The 17,834-nt window shown below is 61.8% G+C and carries 14 protein-coding genes; 6 read left to right on the top strand and 8 right to left on the bottom strand.

What is annotated here, in order from left to right:
- The first annotated feature begins 134 nt into the window (after positions 1-134).
- Entirely contained in the window at positions 135-752 is a 618-nt protein-coding gene (gene rpsD, locus I554_RS0120570; RefSeq protein ID WP_006021331.1) for a 30S ribosomal protein S4, read from the top strand.
- Between the two features lie 69 nt (positions 753-821).
- Here the strand turns inward: rpsD and I554_RS0120565 are convergent, their stop codons facing one another.
- Complete coding sequence (locus I554_RS0120565; RefSeq protein ID WP_024574853.1) at positions 822-1,967, bottom strand: PAS domain-containing protein; 1,146 nt, start codon at positions 1,965-1,967, stop codon at positions 822-824.
- Between the two features lie 140 nt (positions 1,968-2,107).
- On the opposite strand from I554_RS0120565, the gene I554_RS0120560 reads away from it, so the two are divergent.
- Positions 2,108-6,127: an autotransporter domain-containing protein gene (locus I554_RS0120560; RefSeq protein ID WP_244432807.1), complete on the top strand. Its 4,020-nt coding sequence runs from the start codon at positions 2,108-2,110 to the stop codon at positions 6,125-6,127.
- Here I554_RS0120560 and I554_RS0120555 read toward each other — a convergent pair whose 3' ends face one another.
- The 3 genes from I554_RS0120555 to grxD all read right to left on the bottom strand — a co-directional run bounded on the left by I554_RS0120555 (position 6,128) and on the right by grxD (position 9,248).
- Positions 6,128-7,417, bottom strand: coding sequence for a serine hydrolase domain-containing protein (locus I554_RS0120555; RefSeq protein ID WP_024574851.1), 1,290 nt, complete (start codon positions 7,415-7,417; stop codon positions 6,128-6,130).
- A gap of 72 nt (positions 7,418-7,489) precedes the next feature.
- Positions 7,490-8,809, bottom strand: coding sequence for a serine hydrolase domain-containing protein (locus I554_RS0120550; RefSeq protein WP_051358620.1), 1,320 nt, complete (start codon positions 8,807-8,809; stop codon positions 7,490-7,492).
- Positions 8,810-8,912: 103 nt separating this feature from the next.
- Positions 8,913-9,248, bottom strand: a complete 336-nt coding sequence (grxD, locus tag I554_RS0120545) for a Grx4 family monothiol glutaredoxin (RefSeq protein ID WP_006021337.1) — start codon at positions 9,246-9,248, stop codon at positions 8,913-8,915.
- A 308-nt stretch (positions 9,249-9,556) separates the two neighbouring features.
- On the opposite strand from grxD, the gene egtB reads away from it, so the two are divergent.
- Positions 9,557-10,816 carry an ergothioneine biosynthesis protein EgtB gene (gene egtB, locus I554_RS0120540; protein ID WP_024574849.1) on the top strand — a complete coding sequence of 420 codons (1,260 nt, stop codon included), beginning with the start codon at positions 9,557-9,559 and terminating at the stop codon, positions 10,814-10,816.
- 22 nt (positions 10,817-10,838) lie between these two features.
- On the top strand, positions 10,839-11,810 hold the full coding sequence (gene egtD, locus I554_RS0120535; protein WP_024574848.1) for an L-histidine N(alpha)-methyltransferase: 972 nt from the start codon (positions 10,839-10,841) through the stop codon (positions 11,808-11,810).
- Positions 11,811-11,836: 26 nt separating this feature from the next.
- On the opposite strand, the gene I554_RS0120530 is transcribed toward egtD, so the two are convergent.
- Together I554_RS0120530 and I554_RS0120525 are read right to left on the bottom strand one after the other, a co-directional pair.
- Positions 11,837-13,018 carry a low temperature requirement protein A gene (locus I554_RS0120530; RefSeq protein ID WP_024574847.1) on the bottom strand — a complete coding sequence of 394 codons (1,182 nt, stop codon included), beginning with the start codon at positions 13,016-13,018 and terminating at the stop codon, positions 11,837-11,839.
- Between the two features lie 21 nt (positions 13,019-13,039).
- Complete coding sequence (locus I554_RS0120525; RefSeq protein WP_006021342.1) at positions 13,040-13,276, bottom strand: BolA family transcriptional regulator; 237 nt, start codon at positions 13,274-13,276, stop codon at positions 13,040-13,042.
- 155 nt (positions 13,277-13,431) lie between these two features.
- Here I554_RS0120525 and I554_RS0120520 point away from each other — a divergent pair, with 155 nt between their 5' ends.
- The gene (locus I554_RS0120520) at positions 13,432-13,788 is read left to right on the top strand and encodes a DUF427 domain-containing protein (RefSeq protein ID WP_024574846.1); all 357 of its coding nucleotides are present in this window, start codon (positions 13,432-13,434) and stop codon (positions 13,786-13,788) included.
- Positions 13,789-13,850: 62 nt separating this feature from the next.
- Here the strand turns inward: I554_RS0120520 and I554_RS0120515 are convergent, their stop codons facing one another.
- Both I554_RS0120515 and ggt read right to left on the bottom strand, forming a co-directional pair.
- The gene (locus I554_RS0120515; protein ID WP_029659598.1) at positions 13,851-15,026 is read right to left on the bottom strand and encodes an ABC transporter substrate-binding protein; all 1,176 of its coding nucleotides are present in this window, start codon (positions 15,024-15,026) and stop codon (positions 13,851-13,853) included.
- Between the two features lie 73 nt (positions 15,027-15,099).
- Positions 15,100-16,713 carry a gamma-glutamyltransferase gene (gene ggt / locus I554_RS0120510; protein WP_024574844.1) on the bottom strand — a complete coding sequence of 538 codons (1,614 nt, stop codon included), beginning with the start codon at positions 16,711-16,713 and terminating at the stop codon, positions 15,100-15,102.
- 175 nt (positions 16,714-16,888) lie between these two features.
- Between ggt and I554_RS0120505 the strand changes: the two genes are divergently transcribed.
- Positions 16,889-17,827: a LysR family transcriptional regulator gene (locus tag I554_RS0120505; RefSeq protein ID WP_024574843.1), complete on the top strand. Its 939-nt coding sequence runs from the start codon at positions 16,889-16,891 to the stop codon at positions 17,825-17,827.
- The last annotated feature ends 7 nt before the right edge of the window (positions 17,828-17,834 follow it).

Raw genomic sequence — 17,834 nt, 5'->3', positions numbered from 1 at the left:
TTTCGGCCCGCGTTGCGTTTCGCGACCCGTGGTCCTCCCCATCAAGCTTATGAGGCGGACCTGTCAGCACCGGATTTATCCGCTGCACAGGAGGGCGCGTTTCCTCAAACCCACGTTCAAAGAAAGAGGACGCGATGACTAAGCGTAGTGAGGCGAAGTATAAAATCGATCGCCGTATGGGCCAGAACATCTGGGGCCGCCCGAAGAGCCCCGTCAACAAGCGTGAGTACGGCCCCGGCCAGCACGGCCAGCGCCGCAAGGGCAAGCTCTCCGACTTCGGCACGCAGCTCCGCGCCAAGCAGAAGCTCAAGGGCTATTACGCCAACATTTCCGAGCGTCAGTTCCACGCGATCTACGTCGAAGCCAGCCGCCTGAAGGGCGACTCGGGTGAGAACCTGATCGGCCTGCTCGAGCGCCGCCTCGACACCGTGGTGTACCGCGCGAAGTTCGTGGCCACCATGTTCGCGGCTCGCCAGTTCATCAACCACGGCCACATCAAGGTGAACGGCAAGCGCGTCAACATCGCCAGCTACAAGGTGAAGGTCGGCGACGTTGTCGAGATCAAGGAATCTTCCAAGCAACTCGCCTTTGTGCTCGAAGCCAACCAGCTCGGCGAACGCGACACGCCTGACTATCTCGAAGTCGATCACGGCAAGCAGACCGCCAAGGTCGTGCGCGTTCCGGGTCTTTCGGAAGTGCCGTTCCCGGTTCAGATGGAGCCGCACCTCATCATCGAATTCTATTCGCGCTAATTTCTCAGCGCGGATTACAGAAAGCGAAAGGCCGCCCCACAGGGCGGCCTTTTTCTTTGGCTGATCGCATCAGGTGGAGGATACCGGATTGGGTTCGGCCAAAGCGAAATCCCGCAACAGGCGCACCGCGATCCGCACCACTTCGGCCTGTGTCTTGGCTCCGGTGCGCGACAGCGCACTCCGCAGATGGAATCGCGCGGTGTGAATCGTGACGCCTTCGCTTTCGGCAAAAGTCTTGAGATCATGATCAGCCGCCAGAGCCGCGACCAGCCGCGCGGCTCCCTTGGACAGCCCAAGCCCCTGCTCCAGAATTTCGGACGTATTGGCAGATCCGGAATCGGGATCGTGGACGACAACGATCGCGCCACGCGGCCCGCCGCGCTCCCAGTCGGATTGCATCGCCGACGCCGGAGACGGCGCGACCAGCACAACATAGTCCCGTCCCTTGGTGCGCGGTACGGCAACCACGCCGCCGGCACCACCGCCTGCGACATTGATCAACAGCGCATCAAAGCGTCGGCGCGCGTCGGTATGGGTGACCAGAGGCTTGCCCATCCGGCCAAGCACGAAGCCGTCGCTCTGCTGCGTGAGAGCGTGCATCGCCGCGTTGACGAAGAGCACCTCCCCGTCAGCCGCCAGCAACATCAGGCCGGCCTGCAGCCGGTCGAGCGTCGCCTGCAAGCCGACATTCCGTGAATCGATCCGGAAGAACGTGCGGCGCAATTGCAACGCACGTGTGATATGCGGCATGAGCTGTTCGAGATATGCGGCCTCCTCTTCAGTGAAGGCAGGACGATCGTCCCCGCGAATCAGCGCGATCATCGCGAAGTTTCCGTCACTCGAATAAAGCGGCCCGCCCAAGGTCTCGATCAGGCCGATCGGCTTGAAGAACTCGATATAAAAGGGATCGACAGCGCGCTCTTCCGCCGTGAACAGCTTGTTCGTGGTCATCGCGCGTCCGGCAGGCAGAGCGAGAAAGCGGGCCGGCGCGGGATCGATCTGGGCATATTTCTCGACATAAAGCTGCAGACTCTGCTGCAGCGTGCCCGAGGTCTCGACAAAACTTGCCGTCGGATCGCGTGCGTCGACCATCACCAGCACGGCGCTGCGGCAACCGAACATATTCTGGATCAGTCCCAGCGCGAGAGTGAGTTGGCTGCTGTCGGAAACACCCTGATAGAGCGCGTCCAGAAATTTGCCTTCGGCCTCGCTCACGACCACCCCGCCCCGCCACGCTCGCTGTGGAAAGCTAAAATGACATAACAATCTAGAGCCAACCCTATTCATTTGAATAGTGCATGACATATCCGACTTTGGCACCGTCTGGCCGTTGTTCTGGGGAAGCGGGGCGGCGGGTGGCAAAGTCATTTGGGGTAGCGCGTGGCGCCGGACGAACCGCGCCAGCGCGGCGGTTTGGTTATTTTCTTCTGGCCTCGACGGCCATTTGGGGCATTACCCCGGTTCAGGCCGCTGACTGGCTAGGCACAGTCTCTGCGGACTGGTTCAACGCCGGAAACTGGAATCCTGCGGCGATTCCTGGCGCCGGTACGGCCGTCAACATCAACAATGCGGCGACTCCAAATCCCGCAACCATCAATGCGCCGGGAGCAGTATCCGGCACGGTCACGCTTGGCAGCACTGCGGGCCAGAGCGGCACGCTCAACGTCACCAGCGGCGGCCTCGCCACCACCGGCACGATCTATGTGGGCCTGCTGGGCTCCGGCACGCTCAACATTTCCGGCGGCAGTATCGTCTCCGCAACCGGCCTCGGTTCGTTGGCCGACAGCGCGAATTCTTCCGGTACGATTACTGTCTCCGGCGCCGGCACCCAGTTCAAGCCGGGGCAACTCTATGTCGCGGCTGACGTAAACACCCTCGGTCAGGTGACCATTCAGAACGGAGCCTCACTCACCACCGCCCAGACGATCCTGGGTTACTTCTCGTCAACCGCCAACGGTACGCTCACCGTCACAAGCGGATCGTCCGCCAGCACCGGCGCGATGACCATCGGTGAAAGAGGCGTCGGCACATTCAACCTGAATGGCGGATCGACTGCGGCCAGCGGCTCCGTCTCGATTGGAACCAACGCTATCGGCAACGGCGCCGCAAATATCGCAGGAGCCGGGACGACCTGGGCCACGGGCACGATGATCATTGGCACGACTGGCACGGGCGCTCTGACGATTTCCAGCGGCGCGAAAACCACGACGACCAGCAGCAACGCAGTCGTTCCCGCCGTTTCTCTGGGCGGCAGCGCCACCGTGACCGGCGCTGGCTCGCAATGGGACATTGTCGGCAACTCCGCTGGCTCGTCGCAGGGCGTGGTCGGCATCGGCAGCAAGGTCAACGGCACAGCTACGTTCACCGTATCAAACGGCGGCAAAGTCACGATCAGGGACGGTGCAGCAACAACCAACGGTCAGTTCATGCAGCTGCGCATGGGCATCTCGACCGGATCGACCGGATCGCTCACCGTCACCGGCGCGAATTCATCGTTCACCACACCTTATGATGTGTGGGCCGGATACAATACAGGCACGACCGCCAACATCACGGTCAGCAACGGCGGTGCGCTCAATACCGGCTATACCATTCTCGGAGCCAGCGGCACCGGCAACGCTCTTGTCACGGGAGCGGGATCGGTCTGGACGATCTCGGACATGCCAAATGTTCCCGGCAGTCAACCGCAAGGCCTCGCGATCGGAAGCTCCTCCACCAGCAAGGGCACGCTGACCATCGCCGACGGCGGCACGGTGAACGTTAACGCAACCGGAGGCCTTGTCCGTATCGGAGGCGCCGCGGGAAGTCAGGCAACGCTCAACATCGGCGCTGCTGCAGTCAATCCCGCTGCCGCCGCAGGCACGCTCAACGCGACAAGCGTTGTCTTCTCTACCGGCGCCACCGGCACGATCAATTTCAATCACACATCGAACAACTACGTGTTCGCGCCAAGCATCCAGGGGACCGGCCCCGGCACCGTGAATTTTCTCGCCGGCACGACGATCCTGTCCGGCAACAACACCTACACGGGCGCGACCAACATTTCGGCCGGCGCAACCGCGCAATTCGGAAATGGCGGCACGACAGGCCTCATCGCCGGCAACGTGACGAACAACGGCGCGATGATCGTCAACCTCTCGTCGTCCGCGACCTATGCTGGCGCGATTTCCGGCAACGGTACGTTTGAAAAGGCAGGAGGCAATACACTCAGCCTGACAGGCGCGAACACATTTACCGGAGGCACCACGATCTCGTCCGGTACGCTGCAGATCGGCGCAGGCGGTACGACAGGTTCGATCACGGGCAACATCGTCAATAACTCGATCCTGTCCTTCAATCGCTCCAACTCGTTTACATTCAGCAACCTGATTTCCGGTACCGGCAGCGTCGACAAGATGGGCACGGGAACCGTCACGCTCACAGCCGCGAACACCTACACCGGCGGCACCTCCGTCTCCCAGGGCACGCTGCGCCTCGGCGCCAATGACCGCCTCGCCGCCACAGGAGGCCTTTTCATCTTCAGCGGCGCGACCTTCGACCTTGCAGGATTCAGCCAGACGGTCGGCGCATTCGGCGGCCCCGGTACGGCGGCAATCGGAACCGGCTCGCTGACGGTCGGCAACAATCTTGACCGCACATTCCAGGGCAATCTCACAGGCAGCGGCAGCTTCATCAAGCAAGGCACGGGTTCGCTCACCATGAGCGGCAACAGTTCGACCTACACCGGCACGACCACGGTCAATAACGGCCTCCTCGCGGTCAACGGCAACATGTCGAACAGCGCCACGACCGTGAACACCAATGGTGTTCTGGGTGGAACCGGCACGGTCGGACAGACCACCGTGAACGGCACCATCGCGCCCGGCAACTCGATCGGCACGCTGAACGTCAATGGTCCGTACGTGCAGAACGCAGGATCGTTTTACAACGTCGAGGTCAACGCTGCGGGACAGTCCGACCTGATCAACGTGACGGGCACGGCGACTATCAATGGCGGCACAGTCCGCGTGATCGCCGCGATGGGCGCGTACAATCCCACAACTGTTTATACGATCCTGACATCCTCAGGCGCGCGCACAGGCACCTTCTCCGGCGTCACGTCGAACTTCGCCTTCCTCGACCCCTCGCTGACCTACGATCCCAACAACGTGTATCTGACGCTGGTCCGTAACAGCATCGACTTCGCCAGCGTCGGCATTACGCCAAACCAGAAATCGGCCGGCGGCGGCCTCGCCGCGCTCGGCATGACCAACCCGATCGTCAGCGCGGCGCTGATGCTGACGCCGGACGAGGCGCGCGCTGCGTTCGACAGCATGTCGGGCGAAATTCATCCAAGCCTGCATTCGCTGATGCTGGACGAAAGCTCCCTGATCCGCGATGCCATTCTCGGACGGCAGAGGCTGAACACCGCGCAGGGGTGGACCGCCACGCCGGTTACCGGATTTGCGGATGAAGACGAATCCGCACTCGCCTACGCAAAGAAGGGCCGCAAGGTCAAAGGTGGTCCCGCGTGGCCAATCAAGGTACAGCCGCCCGTCACTGCTCCGATCTATACCGCTTGGGTGCAGGGCTACGGCAACTGGACGCGCCTCAACAGCGACGGCAATGCCGCCACGCTGCGCGCCAGCAATGGCGGCGCCATCGGCGGCGTTGATGTGACGCTCAACAACAACTGGTGGCTCGGTGTCGCCACCGGTGCCGGAAGGACCGACGCCCGCGTCGATGCGCGCACGTCCTCGGCCACCATCGACACTTTCCATCTCGCGGCCTATGGCGGCGGACGGATCGGCGACATCGCGGTTCGCACGGGCGCCGCCTACGCCCACCACGACGTCTCGACCAGCCGCACCATCGCATTCCCGGGTTTCGCCGATGCTGCCACCGCAAGCTATGGCGCGAATACGTCGCAGGTGTTCGGCGAAGCCGCTTACGGCGTCGTCAGGAGCTGGGTGAACGCCGAGGCCTTCGCAAACCTCGCTTACGTGTCGGTCCGAAGCAACGGCTTCACGGAGACCGGCGGCCCTGCTGCGCTCACCGTGGCACAGACGACGACATCCGCGACCTACTCGACCCTCGGACTTCGGGCCCAGGCTCCAATCCCGGCGATCGGCCCATGGGCCATAACGGCGCGCGGCTCGCTCGGATGGCAGCATGCGTATGACGGCACAACGCCCGTCTCGCTGATGGCATTTGCGGCAAGCCCATCGCCATTCGCCATCGCGGGCGTTCCGATCGCAACCGATACGCTGCTGGTCGAAGCCGGGCTGGATGCGCTTGTTCACCGGAATACGGTTCTGGGAGTTCTGTACACCGGGCGTCTCGCCGCGGATGCCAGCGCTCATTCCGTCAGGGCCAACCTTGCGATGAAGTTCTGATTACTTCATCGCACCGTAAACAAGGCTTCTGAACGCTGACTGGATGCGTCCGCGCTGCGAGGGCGACTGGATCATCAGGATCGCGAGCATGTCTTCCTTCGGATCGGCCAGGAAGTAGGTGCCGCTCCCCCCGCTCCATTCGTACTCACCGACAGATCCGGGCCAGTGACTGACGCCGGCGTCTGTCCGTACAGCAACGCCGAGGCCAAAGCCAAATCCGGCGCCGGGGAAATAATAGACCCACGGCTTGATGCCCGTTCCCTCGCCGATATGGTTCGACGTCATCAGGTCTACGGTCTTGCGCGCCAGAATACGCGTGCCGTTGAACTCACCGCCGTTGAGCAGCATCTGCACAAAGCGTGCGTAGTCCGCCATGGACGACACCATGCCGCCGCCACCGGATTCCCACTTGGTGACCACCCGCGGATCGCGATCAAGCTTGTCGTATTTGGTCGGAAATGAATCGGCGAGCAGCGCCTGCTTTGCCGGATCGGTGACAAAGAAGCTCGTATTGGTCATGCCGAGCGGGCCGAGCAGGTTCTCCTTCTCGAATTCGTAAAGCGATTTACCAGACACCACTTCAATCACCCGCCCCAGCACGTCGGTGGCGTGACCATAGGTCCAGTACTCGCCAGGCTGGCTGATCAGCGGCAACGCGGCGATCTTGTCCGCCACTTCCGCATTGGTAAACTTGCCGGACATCAAGTCGGCGTCTTCATAAGGCTTCTTCACAACGCCATAGGCCAGCGATGCATACGGAATGCCCGCTGACTGGCGCAGCAGATCGTGAATCTGGATCGGGCGGCGCGGCGCAACGAGATCGAGTTCCGGCTTGCCGTCAGGGCCTGGTTTCTCCGCGCCAACCTTGATGGTGTAGAAGCCCTTGATGTACTGCCCCACCTCGTCGTCGAGCGCGAGCTTGCCCTGTTCCACCAGCATCAGCGCCGCCACCGAGGTGATCGGCTTGGACATGGAAAACAGCGTGAAGATGGTATCCGCTGTCATCGGCGCCTTGGTCGCAGGACTGCGAACGCCGAACGCCTTATAATATGCTGGATGGCCGCGGCGCTGGATCAGCACCATCGCGCCGGGGATTTTCCCCGTCGCGACTTCGTTGTTGAAATACGCGGTGATGCGCGCCAGCCGTTGCGGGAAGAAGCCGGCCTTTTCCGGATTGGTCTGCGCAAGACTTTCCGCGAAAACCGGAGATGACTGAAATATGACCGCGGCGGAGATCGATGCGACAAGCAAGGCAGCGCCCATGCGCCGGACGATATTTGAATGAAACAAAACCTATCTCCGCCAATCCGGTCAATGAGCCCGGACTTTAGCGGTCAGCGGCTATCGTGCAAAGCGCGCCCGTCACTCTAAAGCGTCATAAACCATGGCTTTGAGCGCAGGCTGAATGCGGCCGCGTTCTGACGGCGACTGCATCATCAGGATCGCAAACATATCCTGTGCGCGGTCGATCCAGAAATAGGTGCCGCCGGCACCGTCCCATTTGATTTCGCCGAGCGATCCCGGCGGTGGAGGCGTAGCATTCCCAGGTTCGGTGCGAACGCCAAAGCCCAAACCGTATCCGAAGCCGTCGCCGGGGAAGTAGTACGATCCACGCTTCACGCCTGTTGCAGGCGCGATGTGGTTCGCAGTCATGGTCGCGAAGGTTTCGGGCTTCAGATAACGTTTACCGTCGAGTTCACCGCCATTGAGCAGCATCTGCGAGAGCCGGCTGAAATCTCCGATGGTCGTCAGCAATCCGCTGGTCCCCGGCTCCCATTTATAGGGTTTACGGGGATCGCGGGAATTACCGGTCCTGAAATTGCTGTCACTCGGCAGCGGCTCCGCAATCCGGCGATACTGCGACGGGTCAGCCACATAGTACGAGGTGTCCTTCATGCCGAGCGGATCGAACAGCCGCTCCTTCTCGAAGGCGTAGAGAGATTTCCCAGATATCACTTCGATCACGCGGGCGAGCACATCCATCGAATGGCCGTAGTCCCACAACGTCCCCGGCTGCTCGGCCAATGGCAGGCGCGCGATCTTTTCGGCCACCGCGGCATTGTCCGTTCCATCGGCGTAAATGTCGGCATTCTTATAGGCCGTACGCACCAGGCTGTTGCCATAGAAGCCATAGGGAATGCCTGCGGATTGCCGCATCAGATCTTCAATGGTGATCGGACGTTCCAATGGCACCAGCTTGAGGATGGGGTCGCCATTCTCGCCCTTGGTCTCGACGCCGACCTGCGTATTGGCGAATGAGGGAATGTACTTGGACACCGGATCGTCGAGCTTCAGCTTGCCGTCGTCGACCAGCAACATCGCCGCGATACTGGTCACCGTCTTGGTCATAGAGAAGATCCTGAAGATCGCGTCCGGTGTCATTGGCTCGCCGGTCGTCACATCGATCTTGCCGAAGGACTTGAAATAGGCCTGCTTGCCGCGGCGCTGAATCAGAACGATCGCGCCGGAAATCTTGCCGTTCGTGACTTCGGCATTGAAAAACTCGGTGATGCGCTCAAGGCGCTGCGGAGAAAGAACGGCGTTCGGCGGATAAGTCCGCATCGCGCTGTCGGCCGACGCTTGAACAGCGGTGATGAGAAAAAACGCGACAGGCAGAATGCTGCGGGCATGGCGCAGAATGGGCGTTGCCTCAATCAGCTGACGAGTTGCGGAAAGGGGCATAAAAAATCCTTCCATCCCGGCGTGTCCGGGATGGAAGGACTGTATCTGTGAAAAAGGTGGCCGCACAAGCGAGACGGCTTGAGCCGTCTCGCCTTCAAAAAGATCAGCCAACGGGCTGCTGAACCGCGATGCCCTTGTCGGCGAGCAACTGCTGCAATTCGCCGGCCTGGAACATCTCACGGATGATGTCGCAACCGCCGACGAACTCACCCTTGACGTAGAGCTGCGGTATGGTCGGCCAGTTCGAATAGATCTTGATGCCGTCGCGCAGTTCGCCCGATTCAAGAACGTTCAGGCCCTTGTAGGCGACACCGACGTGATCGAGGATCTGGACCACCTGGCCCGAGAATCCGCACTGCGGAAACTGCGGCGTGCCCTTCATGAACAGCACGACGTCGTTGGACTTCACTTCGTTGTCGATAAATTGGTCGATGCTCATATTCGCGTCCTTGCAAACCCGGGGCCTGCGGCCGGCCGGGAATCTCCCATCGGCCAGCCGTTCTGGCCATATATGTAGCCCGGAACGGCTCCGCATCCCAATCAAATCGCTGAAAAGGAGCCATGCGACGCTCCCGAACGGGCGCGCGGGTCTGCCATGCCATACCCATGAAACAATCATCGCCTCCGCAACGTATGGATTTCATGGCCCGCGGTGCCTTTTTTCTCCGGAAGGCCGCCCTATCTAGAGCATCCCTACTGCGGAACCGATCCCGAGAAGCATCGTTCTCCCCTCAACCGGAGATTCTTGTGACGAAACCAGCCTCCCAGTCCGACGCCCGCGTCACCAGTCCCTCCGCGTTTCCACCCGAATCCCGCGACGAGCGGGCAACAAGGCTGCTGACGGCCTACAGCACGGTCCGGGATGAGACCGAGCGCCGGGCAGCCCCGTTGTCCCCCGAGGACCAGTTGGTCCAGTCGATGCCGGACGCCAGCCCCACCAAATGGCATCGCGCCCACGTCACCTGGTTCTGGGAGCAATTCCTGCTGGGCGAGCATTCTCCCGGCTACAAGCCTTACCACCCGGATTACGCCTACCTGTTCAACTCCTACTACGTCAGCGCCGGCCCCCGTCACGCCCGGGCCCAGCGCGGCCACCTCACCCGCCCGGGTGCGGACGAGGTGACGGCCTATCGCAAACATGTCGATGCCGCGGTCGCGGCATTTTTCAGTTCGGCGGACGCGGACACGCTGGCCAGACTGGAGCCGCTCATTGAGGTCGGCCTCAACCACGAGCAGCAGCACCAGGAATTGCTGCTTACCGACATCCTGCACGCCTTCGCGCAAAATCCGATCCCGCCCGCCTATCAGCCCGGCTGGCGATTTCCCGCCGCGACCCGCAAGGGCGACGCATGGGTCACGCTGATGGAAGGCATCCACACCATCGGCCACACGGACGATTCATTTCACTTCGACAACGAAAAGCCTGCTCACCGCGCGCTGGTCGGCCCGGTGAAACTGGCGCGCAATCTCGTCACCAACGCCGAGTGGCTCGCCTTCATGCAGGACGGCGGCTATGAGACCGCCACGCTTTGGCTGATGGATGGCTTTGCGAAAGCAGCGGAAGAGGAGTGGAAGGCTCCGGGCCATTGGCGCAAGATCGGCGATGAGTGGAAAGTCATGACGCTCGGCGGTTTGCAGCCGGTCGATCCGTCAGCGCCCGTCTCCCATGTCAGCTACTACGAAGCGGACGCCTTCGCGCGCTGGAGCGGAAAGCACCTGCCGACGGAAATGGAGTGGGAAGTCGCCGCCCGCGCCGGCCATCTCAACGACGCCTTCGGCATCGTCTGGCAGTGGACCCGCAGTTCGTACTCACCTTATCCCGGCTATCGCGCCATCGAAGGCGCGCTCGGGGAATACAACGGCAAGTTCATGGTCAACCAATTGGTGCTGCGCGGCTCGTCGCTGGCAACGCCGGACAACCATAGCCGCGTGACCTATCGCAATTTCTTCTATCCGCATCATCGCTGGCAGTTCACCGGACTGCGCCTCGCCGACTACGCCGTTTGAACCCTGAACACACGAGATCGTCATGAATGTGCATGTCAACACGCGGGCCGACGCCCCGCACCACGATCAGATTGACCATTCTTTCGCGCAGGACGTGATCGCAGGTTTGTCGCAACAGCCGAAAAAACTGTCGCCAAAATACTTTTACGACGAGGCAGGCTCGAAACTGTTCGAGCAGATCACGCTGCTGCCGGAATACTATCCGACCCGCACCGAACTGCGCATTCTGCGCGACCGCGGCGAGGAAATTGCAGCGGCGATCCCGGCCAACGCGGCGCTGGTGGAATTCGGCGCCGGCGCCACAACCAAGGTGCGCCTGCTGCTCAAGCAGTGCGCCTTCAAGGCTTATGTTCCGGTGGATATCTCCGGCGATTTCCTCAACGGTCAGGCCAGCGCGCTGCGCGGGGACTTCCCCGATCTCGCGGTCTATCCGGTGACAGCCGATTTCACCAAACCGTTCGAACTGCCGCCGGAAGTGAAGGACATGCCCAAGGTGGGCTTCTTTCCGGGCTCGACCATCGGCAACTTCGACCCGCACGAAGCCCGTACCTTCCTGCGCAGCGCCCGCGCCATTCTCGGCGAAGGCGCGACGCTGATCGTTGGCGTTGACCTAGAGAAGGACGAGCGCGTGCTTCACGACGCCTACAACGACTCGGCAGGCGTGACCGGCCAGTTCAATCTCAATGTGCTGGCGCGCATCAATCGTGAACTCGGCGGCAATCTCGATCTCGACGGATTCAAGCACAGTGCGATCTACAACCGCGAGCGCCATCGCATCGAGATGCATCTGATCAGCCGCAAGCCACAGACCGTGCGGGTGCTGGATCACACGGCGACGTTCCGTACCGGCGAGACGATCCACACCGAAAGCAGCTATAAATATAGCATCAAGCGCTTTACGGATCTGGCGCGCAGTTCGGGATGGACGCCGCGCGCGTCATGGACCGATCCCGACGGAATGTTTTCGGTTCACGCGCTGGTGGCGCAGGCATAAGCCCGCGAGGTGGGAGCGGCCAACCTCTAGATCTCGTCTTCCTTCGTCCCGGAGCCGAGCGAGATCGCTTCCCAGGCTGCGACGATCAGCATGACCACCGTCGTTGCCGTTGATAACAGCAGCGGTGACAACGAATGCGCGAACGGGATCAGCACGACCAGCAGACCGATACCGACGAGGTGCGAGAGCTGAAAGATGCCGCGGATGCTGCGCTTGAACAAGATCGTGCCGATCAGAAACAGCAGCGGCCCGCCGATGATGCTGAGTATAGCCTTGGTGTCCGTATGTCCCGCGGGATGCGCCAAGAGTAATTCGTCGCCCACCGCCGACACCACGATCCCCGCAACAATCGGCAGATGCAGATACGTGTAGGCCAGCCGCGCCAGCTTTCCCGTTTCGTCGGAATGCGAGATGTGTTCCGCCCCCGCTTCGGCACCGATATGGAAATAAACCCACCACATCGCAATGCTGCCGATCAGCGCGACGATGAAACCCATGACCGTCGGGGCGGTCCATGAAGCTTCCGCGAAGGTGGCTCCGGTCACCACGATGGATTCGCCGAGCGCGATGATGATGAACAGCGCGCAACGCTCGGCCATATGGCCACCCTCGACCTCCCAATCCGCGAGCGGCGTCGCCCCCAGGCCGGGAAACCGGAATCGCATCATTGGTCCGCAATATTCGATCGCCACCGCGACGATCCACAGAAGAAGTCGCGCCTGCCCCTCAGCCAGCCCGCCCGCGATCCAGAATACGCCGCTGCAGGCAAGCCACAGGGTGATGCGCAGCAGATTCATGCGCAGACCGGGCTCGGATTTGGGAATCGACCAGAACGTGAAAGCGGAGCGCCCCACCTGCATGACGACAAAGGCCAGCGCGAACGCCAGCCCCCGGCTTTCAAACGCCTTGGGAATGGAGGTGGACAGCAGCAGCCCGGCGACCATCAGCCCGAACAGCATCACCCGGATCGGTGTGCGCTCCGGGTCAAGCCAATTGGTGATCCAGGATGTGAAGATCCACACCCACCAGACCGCCAGAAACAGAATCGTCGTCTGCAAGACGCCCAGCGGCGTGAAGTGTGCCAGCAGCGTGTGGGAAAGCTGCGTGATGGCGAAAACAAACACCAGATCGAAGAACAGTTCGACGTAGGTGACGCGATGATGCTGGTGCGGCGTCCGCGCCCGCAGCAATGTCCTCTTTGTCGACACGGCGGCCCCCGCTTTCGTCGATCAGGCGTCAGGCACACCCGTCTGCAACGCCAGCGCATGCAGCACACCACCCATCTGTCCCTTCAGCGACTGATAGACGATCTGGTGCTGCTGCACCCGCGACTTGCCGCGGAAGGATTCCGAGATGACGGTGGCCGCGTAGTGATCGCCGTCTCCGGCGAGATCGCGGATGGTGACCTGCGCGTCAGGCAAGGCAGCCTTGATCATCGTTTCGATGTCCCGCGCGTCCATTGGCATGTCTTTGAATCTCCTCATGTTGAGCCGTACCCGGCTCACTCAACGCACGAAATATGCCTGATTCTAGCCCGCACAACCCGCGCCGTCACGCGAGCATTGCGGAAGATAGCTCCTATATTGTGGCTCTCAACAGGAAGCCCGCCATGAACATTCGTATGAAGATTCCAGGCCCGGACCACCCGATTACAATCGCAGAGAACCCCAAACGGGTCCGAGTCAGCGTCGGTGGCGAGGTGATCGCCGAAACCAGCCACGCCCTGACGCTCAAAGAGGCAGGCTACCCTGCCGTCCAGTATATTCCCCGCGCCGATGCCAATGCCGGCAAGCTAAAGCGGACGGACCACAGCACATATTGTCCCTACAAAGGCGACGCGAGCTATTTCAGCATCGTGTCAGGCGGCCAGACGCTGGAAAACGCGATCTGGACCTACGAGACGCCCTATGAATCGGTGAAAGAGATCGAAGGGCATCTGGCGTTTTACCCCAACAAGGTCACGATCGAGGAAATTTAGCTTTCCAAACAAAAATGCCCGCCGGAGTGTCGCCGGCGGGCAAAGTCGGGATACTTCCGTTTCTACTTTTTAACGAGAGGGCATTCGCTCTCAGCCAGCGGCTTGAACGACTCGTCGCCCGACATCGCAGCCAGTTGCTGATAGAAATCGCCGCGATATTTCGAATCCGCCGGTGACTTCACCTTCATCAGGAAGGTCTTGTGCATCACCCGGCCGTCCGCCCGGATCTGGACGTTCTTGTTGTAGAAATCGTTGACCGGCATTTCCTTCATCTTGGCGGCCACCGCCTTGCCCTCGTCGGTCCCGGCAGCCTCCACCGCCTTCAGATAGTGAAGCACGGAGGCATAGGTGCCTGCCGTGATGAGGTTCGGGATGAAGCCGCCCGAGCGCTCCATGAACCGCTTGGCCCAGGCGCGGGTTTCGTCGTTGGCGTCCCAGTAGAACGAGGTCGTCAGCGTCAGGCCCTGCGCGACGTTCAGGCCCACACCTTCGATATCGTTGATGTAGATGACGAGGCTGGCGAGGTTCTGCCCGGACTGCACGATGCCGAACTCGCGCGCCTGCTTGACCGCGCTCAGAAGGTCAGCGCCCGACATCGCAAGCCCGATCACCTTGGCCTTCGAGGCTTGCGCCTGCAGCAGGAACGACGAGAAATCCGGCGAGCCGAACGGAAAGCGCACGCTGCCCAGCACCTTGCCGCCGCTGACCTCGACAAAACGGCTGGCATCGCGCTGGAGCGAATGACCGAACGCGTAATCGCTGGTCAGGAAATACCAGCTATCGCCGCCCTGCTTGGTGACCTGGCTGGCCGTGCCTTTGGCGAACGCATAGGTGTCGTAGCTCCACTGCGACGTCGTCTCCGAACAGGCCTTGCCGGTGAGTTCGGTGGTCGCAGCGCCGGAGATCAGCAGCACCTTGCCGCGCGAGCGCGCGATTTCCTGGGTCGCCAGCGCCACGGCTGAACCCGCGACGTCGGTGATGGTGTCGACGCCCTCGGTCTCGAACCACTTGCGGCTGATGGCGGACGCAATGTCAGCCTTGTTCTGATGGTCGGCGGTGACGACGCTGATCGGCTTGCCGAGCACCTTGCCGCCGAAATCATCGACCGCCATCTGCGTCGCCTCAACGGAGTGCTTGCCGACCAGATAGGCGAAACCGCCCGAATGATCGGTCAGCACGCCGATCTTCACCGCGTCGTCAGAGACCTGCGCCTGCGCCGCGCTGCCTGCCATCAGCATCGCCGCGACAGTCAGTCCGATCCTTGTTGTTCTCACGATAGTTTGTCCTCCCTCTGAATTCTGTTGTTTGGCGTCAGACCGGCAGCGCGATGCCGTCATGTCCGGGGTCTGCGCCGCCGTCGAGTTTGTCGTCGTCGATCCGAATGCCGTGCACAGCTGCGAAGCCGAACGTGTAAGGGCTGCGGATCACCTCGTAGCCATCGGCTTCAAGTTCGCGCGTCACGCCGTGGACGATGCGGTTGGAGACGTCGATGGCGTTGCTGGTCGCGGAGAAGCGCGGCGCGCTCACCGCTTCGGTCATGGTCATGCCGAAATCGAGCACGTTGAGAATGGCCTGCAGCACGCCCATGGCGATCTGCGTTGCGCCCGGCGCACCGATCACGAGATACGGCTTGCTATCCTTGAAAACGATGGACGGAACCACCGAGGTGAAGCGCGCCTTGCCCGGCGCGACCGATCCGGGGCGACCCGGCCGCGGATCGAACACGCCCATGCAACCGTTGTAGATGAAGCCAAGGCCCTCGGTGATGACACCGGACGGCATGCCGAGCGAATGCGTCATGGTCACGCAGTTGCCTTCACGGTCGACCACCGAGACATGCGTGGTGTCCTTCGACGGATGACCCGAATTGAAGCGCGGCACGTCGCCCTTGATACGCTGCTTGATCTCGGCGGCCATCGTCGCGGCATAGTCTTTCGACGTCAGCTTGCCGACGGGAATATCAAGGAATCCCGGATCGCCCAGGAAACGGTCTTTGTCGGCGGTCGCACGCTTCATCGCCTCGCAGACCACGCGCAGATATTCGACGCTGTTGTGCCCGAGCGTGGAGAGATCGAAGTTCTCCAGCACGTTGAGCATCTCGAGCAGCATGACACCGCCGCCCGGCGGATTGTTGGTCGTGACCTCATAGCCGCGATACTGGCCGCGCAGCGGCTCACACCATCGCGGCTGGTAGTTCGCGAGATCGTCTTCGGTGATCAGGCCGCCATTCGCCTTCATGTCGGCGGCGATGCGCTTCGCGAGTTCGCCGCGATAGAACACGTCAGAGCCGCCTTCGGCGATCATCCGCAGGGTCTGCGCATAGTCCGGATTTTTGACGACATCGCCGACGCGCTTGTAGCTGCCGTCGTCGCGGCAATAGAGCTTCCGCCCCGAGGCGGTGAACGAGAGACGATCGATACCCGAGGCGCGGTCCATGATGCCAGGATCGGACCAGAACAGTTCGACATGCGGACGCACCATCCAGCCGCGTTCGGCCCATGCGATCGCTGGCGCAACGATCTCACGCCACGGCAGCATACCGAACCGCGAATGCGCCTCGTAGTAGGCCTTCAGCGACGCGGGCACGCAGATCGACTGGTAGCCGAGGTCGTTCACCTTGCCGCGCAGGATGAAGCCGTAACCGTCGCGCGCCTCGCCTTCGATCAGATCGGCCCACATGTCGGGACGTGCCGCCGCCGGCGCGGGCGCATGGAAATCGAGATACTGATGGAAGTTCTGTCCGGGAAAATAGATGCCGGCGCTGCCGAAGCCCGCGATGCCGGTCATCAGCGGATCGACAACGCCCTGAACCAGCGCGCAGGCAATTGCCGCATCGATGGCGTTGCCACCGGCCCGCAACATATCCGCTCCGGCTTCCGCCGCTTCGGCCTGCGCCGCAACGATCATCTCCTTGCCTTTGGGCATGGTCTCTCCCCTGCGTTTCTTGTGGTTGCGCCGCGCGCGGCGAAGCAGGGCAAACCCTCGCCCCGCGGATCGATACGGACCGGTTTGACAGATGGCATTCATGCCTGTCCAATACCAATCAAGCTGTGATTGATGCCTTTAAGGCAACAATTGGAACCGTCCGCGATCTCTTTCCATGACCCGTCCCCTGCTGCCCGCCAGAATTCCGTACTTTCTCGCCGTCGGCGAAACGCTGAGCTTTCGCAAGGCTGCCGAGCAGCTTGGCATCGCCCAGCCCGCGCTCAGCCGCGCCATCCGGGATCTGGAACGTCAATTGGGCTTCGCGCTGTTCGAGCGATCGACCCGCCGGGTCACGCTGACGCCCGCGGGCGAAGTGCTTTACCGGGAGAGCGCCGATGCCATGCAGCGGCTGGCGCGGGCCACCATGCACGCGGAACGCGTCGCGCAGGGCCTGAGCGGCACGGTCAGTGTGGGCTATTCGACCTTCGCAGCGACCGGCCCGATGTCCGACATCATCATCGAGTTTCGCAAACATCATCCGCAGGCGCAGGTCGGCCTGCGTCTGCTCGCCTCGTCCGAACAGGCCGCAGCCTTTGAGGAAGGCACGCTCGATCTCGGCTTCATCATGTCGAATGTCGCCGCGCCGCCGCTGCAAGCCATGCCCATCTCGCGCGAACGGCTGGTCGCACTGATCCCCGCGAGTCATCCATGGGCAGAGAAGCCGACAATCACGCTGGAAACGCTGTCAACCTCTCCGCTGGTGATCGGCACCGCGCGGCGATGGCGCGGCTTCCGCGCGCTCGTCAACGGGCTGATCGCAGAGCGCGGACTCTCACTCTCAATTGCCGAGGAAGCCGACGACGTGCCGGTGCTGCTGCAACTGGTGCGGTCAGGATTCGGCTGCACGATCCTCGATGCATCCTTCATCCCGACCCTGCCGCCGGGAATCGTATCGCTGGAAATTGCGGATGCGACCGCGACGCTCGATATCTCGCTGGTCTGGCGCGAGGATCACCTGTCGCCATTGGCGGCGCGGTTCATCGATGTGGCGAAGGCATTCATGGCGTCGCGGCAGGAGACGCCGCGACGGCGAACGCGCCAGAGCAGGAAATGATCGCAGC

This window comes from Afipia sp. OHSU_II-C1 (genome assembly GCF_000497575.1).
GTDB lineage: Bacteria > Pseudomonadota > Alphaproteobacteria > Rhizobiales > Xanthobacteraceae > Afipia.
Note: the sequence above shows the minus strand (reverse complement) of the source record. Positions and strands in the feature narration are given on the sequence as shown.

Excerpts from the sequence above, each read along its gene's own strand:
- rpsD (WP_006021331.1), top strand. The coding sequence starts at position 135 with ATGACTAAGCGTAGTGAGGCGAAGTATAAAATCGATCGCCGTATGGGC.
- I554_RS0120550 (WP_051358620.1), bottom strand. The coding sequence starts at position 8,809 with ATGCCCCTTTCCGCAACTCGTCAGCTGATTGAGGCAACGCCCATTCTG.
- grxD (WP_006021337.1), bottom strand. The coding sequence starts at position 9,248 with ATGAGCATCGACCAATTTATCGACAACGAAGTGAAGTCCAACGACGTC.
- egtD (WP_024574848.1), top strand. The coding sequence starts at position 10,839 with ATGAATGTGCATGTCAACACGCGGGCCGACGCCCCGCACCACGATCAG.
- I554_RS0120525 (WP_006021342.1), bottom strand. The coding sequence starts at position 13,276 with ATGCCAATGGACGCGCGGGACATCGAAACGATGATCAAGGCTGCCTTG.
- I554_RS0120520 (WP_024574846.1), top strand. The coding sequence starts at position 13,432 with ATGAAGATTCCAGGCCCGGACCACCCGATTACAATCGCAGAGAACCCC.
- I554_RS0120515 (WP_029659598.1), bottom strand. The coding sequence starts at position 15,026 with ATGCTGATGGCAGGCAGCGCGGCGCAGGCGCAGGTCTCTGACGACGCG.
- ggt (WP_024574844.1), bottom strand. The coding sequence starts at position 16,713 with ATGCCCAAAGGCAAGGAGATGATCGTTGCGGCGCAGGCCGAAGCGGCG.
- I554_RS0120505 (WP_024574843.1), top strand. The coding sequence starts at position 16,889 with ATGACCCGTCCCCTGCTGCCCGCCAGAATTCCGTACTTTCTCGCCGTC.